This is a genomic window from Brasilonema octagenarum UFV-OR1 (assembly GCF_963888615.1).
Lineage (GTDB): Bacteria > Cyanobacteriota > Cyanobacteriia > Cyanobacteriales > Nostocaceae > Brasilonema > Brasilonema sennae.
Window position 1 is genome coordinate 1 of the sequence record NZ_CAWPKW010000244.1, and the last position, 3,667, is coordinate 3,667.

At 45.2% G+C, this 3,667-nt stretch carries 5 protein-coding genes; 2 read left to right on the forward strand and 3 right to left on the reverse strand.

Annotation, left to right across the window (positions count from 1 at the left end):
• The 3 genes from AC5590_RS19995 to AC5590_RS20005 all read right to left on the reverse strand — a co-directional run.
• A partial coding sequence (locus AC5590_RS19995; protein WP_169268914.1) for a M16 family metallopeptidase occupies nt 1-889 on the reverse strand: 889 nt, incomplete at its 3' end.
• A gap of 148 nt (nt 890-1,037) precedes the next feature.
• On the reverse strand, nt 1,038-1,481 hold the full coding sequence (locus AC5590_RS20000; protein ID WP_169268915.1) for a VOC family protein: 444 nt from the start codon (nt 1,479-1,481) through the stop codon (nt 1,038-1,040).
• Between the two features lie 148 nt (nt 1,482-1,629).
• Nucleotides 1,630-2,139, reverse strand: a complete 510-nt coding sequence (locus AC5590_RS20005; RefSeq protein ID WP_441293686.1) for a TIGR02652 family protein — start codon at nt 2,137-2,139, stop codon at nt 1,630-1,632.
• Between the two features lie 196 nt (nt 2,140-2,335).
• On the opposite strand from AC5590_RS20005, the gene AC5590_RS20010 reads away from it, so the two are divergent.
• Together AC5590_RS20010 and AC5590_RS20015 are read left to right on the forward strand one after the other, a co-directional pair.
• Entirely contained in the window at nt 2,336-2,866 is a 531-nt protein-coding gene (locus AC5590_RS20010; protein WP_210617743.1) for a gamma carbonic anhydrase family protein, read from the forward strand.
• A gap of 432 nt (nt 2,867-3,298) precedes the next feature.
• Nucleotides 3,299-3,430 carry a photosystem II protein Y gene (locus AC5590_RS20015; protein WP_169268918.1) on the forward strand — a complete coding sequence of 44 codons (132 nt, stop codon included), beginning with the start codon at nt 3,299-3,301 and terminating at the stop codon, nt 3,428-3,430.
• The last annotated feature ends 237 nt before the right edge of the window (nt 3,431-3,667 follow it).

Sequence of the window (3,667 nt, forward strand, 5' to 3'; positions counted from 1 at the left end):
CAAGACGAGCCACTGCTGCAGGAGGGTTTCCCTCCGTAGGCATGTGGCGTCCGCGCTGGCTCACTTCTGAGTTCTGATTCTTAGGTATTTTCCCAAAAATCTCTTTAACCGCTTCAAGAGTTGGTTCAGTTTGGAAATCTCCAACAATCACCAAAACAGCATTGTCAGGACTGTAGAAATTGCGGTAGTATTTCTGCACCTGCTCTAAATCAAACCTTTGGACATCAGCTTGAGTCCCACCAATCGGTAACCCGTAAGCATGGTTGGAAAACGCAGCCTTCATAACAGCGCGGTTTAAGCGGTAGTCAGGACTATTTTCGTAACCTTGCAACTCAGAAATTACAACTCGCTTTTCGCTCTGCAATTCTGTCGGATCAATCCGAGCATTTTCCATTCTGTCTGCTTCTAGCGTTAGTAAAGCCGTGAGCTTATCGCGTTCTGCTGTATTGTAGTATGCCGTTTGGTCATAACTTGTGAAAGCATTTGAGTCACTGCCCAAAGCACTCAACAACCGCCCAAATTGAATTGGGCGATTTTTTGTGCCTTTAAACATCATGTGCTCTAATTGGTGGGCAATACCATTCAATCCAGGTTCTTCGTTACGTGATCCCACCTTGTACCATACTTGTACACTCACTACCGGGCTGGAGTGAATTTCCCTACTCAAGACAGTTAGACCATTGTCCAACAGTGTTTTTTGAACATGCTCAGTCAATGAAATACGCTCTTTTTTTTGAGAAACTGTTATTTTTTGTGAATCTAACGATGAGGAAGAAGTTGTTATCTGGGTATCAAAAAATCCATCTCCAAGCAACAACACTGTCATTAGCGAAAGAGTTAACAGTAGTAAACGAAAACGGTATCGATGCACTTTCGGCAACACAGACATAAATTTTACTATATTGTCTGTAAAGGTTGTTACAGAATTTTTATTTTTCTTGAATATATTAATCTGACTTTTCTGACTAGTCTGTGATCTCAACAAGACTACAGAACGAGCAAAGTAGTATTGTACAGATAAAAAATTAGAAGTTCAACTAGGACAGTGTTGCTAATACGCGGATGAATTCTAAAGGCAAATTATCAGTATCTGCAAGAAAAGTTACTTCATAAATTTTCTGACCTATCTGCTGCTGTGTAGGTTCTAAAAGGATTTTAAGTGGTTGTAACAGGTCAGGATTACTTTTTGATAACACTAAAAAACGTTCTTTTAAATTTGTTAACCAACTAGATAAATCTGGTGTTATTTGAGTTAAATCAAACGAGAGATGATAGTACCCCACGTAGTGTTCATCTGCAAATGCATCTGGGGCAGGTTTTGGTTCCGGAATTTGGATCAGTTCAATTCTGCCGTTGAGTCCTTCCATCCAGCATGCAAGAGTATAGCCTGTTGTGAAGCGTTCACAGACTGTAAACCCTAGCTGTTCGTAGAAGGCGATCGCCCGATGAATATTTCCGGTACGAATAGAAGTGTGATGCATAATTTTTTCCTTTGTTATTTGTCATTTGCCCTTTGCTAAACCACAAAGGACAAAAAACAAATGACTCAACGCCAAAGCTCAACAAAAATAGCCTAAGTTACGGGGCGCAGCAAAACCCTCCAAAACGAGTGTAATGCCTAACTCTCAATTACTCAAATAATCGGAAATAGGGATACCGTACTGGTACACCAGGTTCTTTTTCCAAATCGAAATTAATCACATCCCAACAAGGATCATCCAAAGAATCAGCGCTAAACTCCACAGGTAAACCATAAAGTCGCGCCGGAGTTGTCTCCGACTGTCCAGAACGCCAGTTAGTGCTACGTTCTAGATAACCACTCATTAGTTCTTGATAGCGTCTAGCAATTATAACTCGTGTCGCCCGATAGCCTTGGGTATAAAGCTTGTCTAGTGCTTCATGAATTTCAAACCTAATGCCATCGGGATGAGTATGTTGCCGATACCAGTCGCTATTCCATCTGCGCCAATGACGTCCTGATTGTAGGTGGATGAGTTCCCCAGTTTCGGGATTTGCTTCAAACGCGCCGTGACGCGGGCATAAATAAGTGTCAGTTAGTGTCAAAGCCGGGATTGTTTGGCGGCAATGGGGACACTGAATTTCTGCACCGAATATGGGGTACTGCAAGGCTGGATTCATCATGAAGTGCTTACAAACATATTTTTGTCTTCACCAGTCGTGTTGGTTCCTTTTACACTTCTGCTCCACCTTGTTGGACACCGATTTGCTGCTGCCCTTGCGAGCCACGAGGCTCTACACCGTGATATCCTGGTTTTGCAACCTACCAAGGTTGGAGTTCCTCCAGTGTTCCTGGGTACCACACCTCTATTCTACCGTGTCTATCGCTTCCTACTGGTCTTCTCCTGATATTTCTCAAGCCGCCTTTATAGCAGCGAACGCTATTGTTATGGGTTCAGTCAAAATTGCAGCCGGGGTGAGCATCTGGTACGGAGCAGTTGTTAGGGCAGATGTGGAATCCATAGAAATTGGCGAATGTACAAACATTCAGGATGGAGCAATATTACACGGTGATCCTGGAAAACCCACGGTGTTAGAAGATCATGTTACTGTCGGGCATCGTGCTGTTGTACACTCTGCCTACATTGAACACGGTAGCTTGATTGGAATTGGCGCAGTTGTTTTAGATGGTGTACGAGTGGGTGCCGGTAGCATTATTGGTGCTGGCGCAGTCGTTACGAAAGATGTACCACCCTTGTCCCTGGTTGTGGGTGTTCCTGGCAAAGTTGTCCGCCAAATCTCCGAAGCGGAAGCAGCAGAACTGATTGAACATGCTGAACGTTACAAAAAGTTAGCGTTGGTTCATGCAGGCAAGGGTACGGATATTGGGTTTGAGGCACCCGAGTAAGAAGGAGTAGGGAGAAGGGAGTAGGGAGAAGGGAGTAGGGAGAAGGGAGAAGGGAGAAGGGAGAAGGGAGCAGGGAGCAGGGAGAAGGGAGAAGGGAGCAGAGAGAAGGGAGAAGGGAGCAGGGAGCAGGGAGCAGGGAGCAGGGAGCAGGGAGAAGGGAGCAGGGAGCAGGCGAAGCCCTTCGACATAGGATTTTCGTCTTTCCCACAACGCCAGGTACCTCAAGTGGGGAAACCCGCCTAAAGCACTGGCTCCCCTTACACCCCCACACCGTTCGGCGCTCGCGCTCTAGGCGTTGCCCTTACACCCCTAGTTTTTGTAAAGATTCTTTACGTATTGTTTGGCAAAGTTGACTGGTTCAGGTACAAAATAAATAATGAGAAAAGTTGACAAAACTTTAACATATATATAACAGAACAGAGAGGTGTAGATATGAGTCTTCCAGATATGCGTTTGATCATTGTTTTAGCACCACTTCTCATTGCTGCTGGTTGGGCATTCTTTAACATTGGTGCTGCTGCTCTCAATCAATTGCAAAACTTTTTGAATAGAGAAGAAGCTTAAAATCAACTGATTACCACAAAATATTTAACCGACTGTTTTGATTCATAAAGCAGTCGGTTTTGTTTATCAGTTGTCAGTTAACAGTTATCAGTGAGCCAGCGCTACAGGAGGGTCTCCCTCCGTAGGCGACTGGCGTTCGCCCTTGGCGTGCCGCAGGCATACCCGAAGGGCGTCGGGTTAAGCGCGTTGTGGAGCCAGCCCCGTGCGGGGGTTCCCCCCGAGCCAGGGGACTGGCGT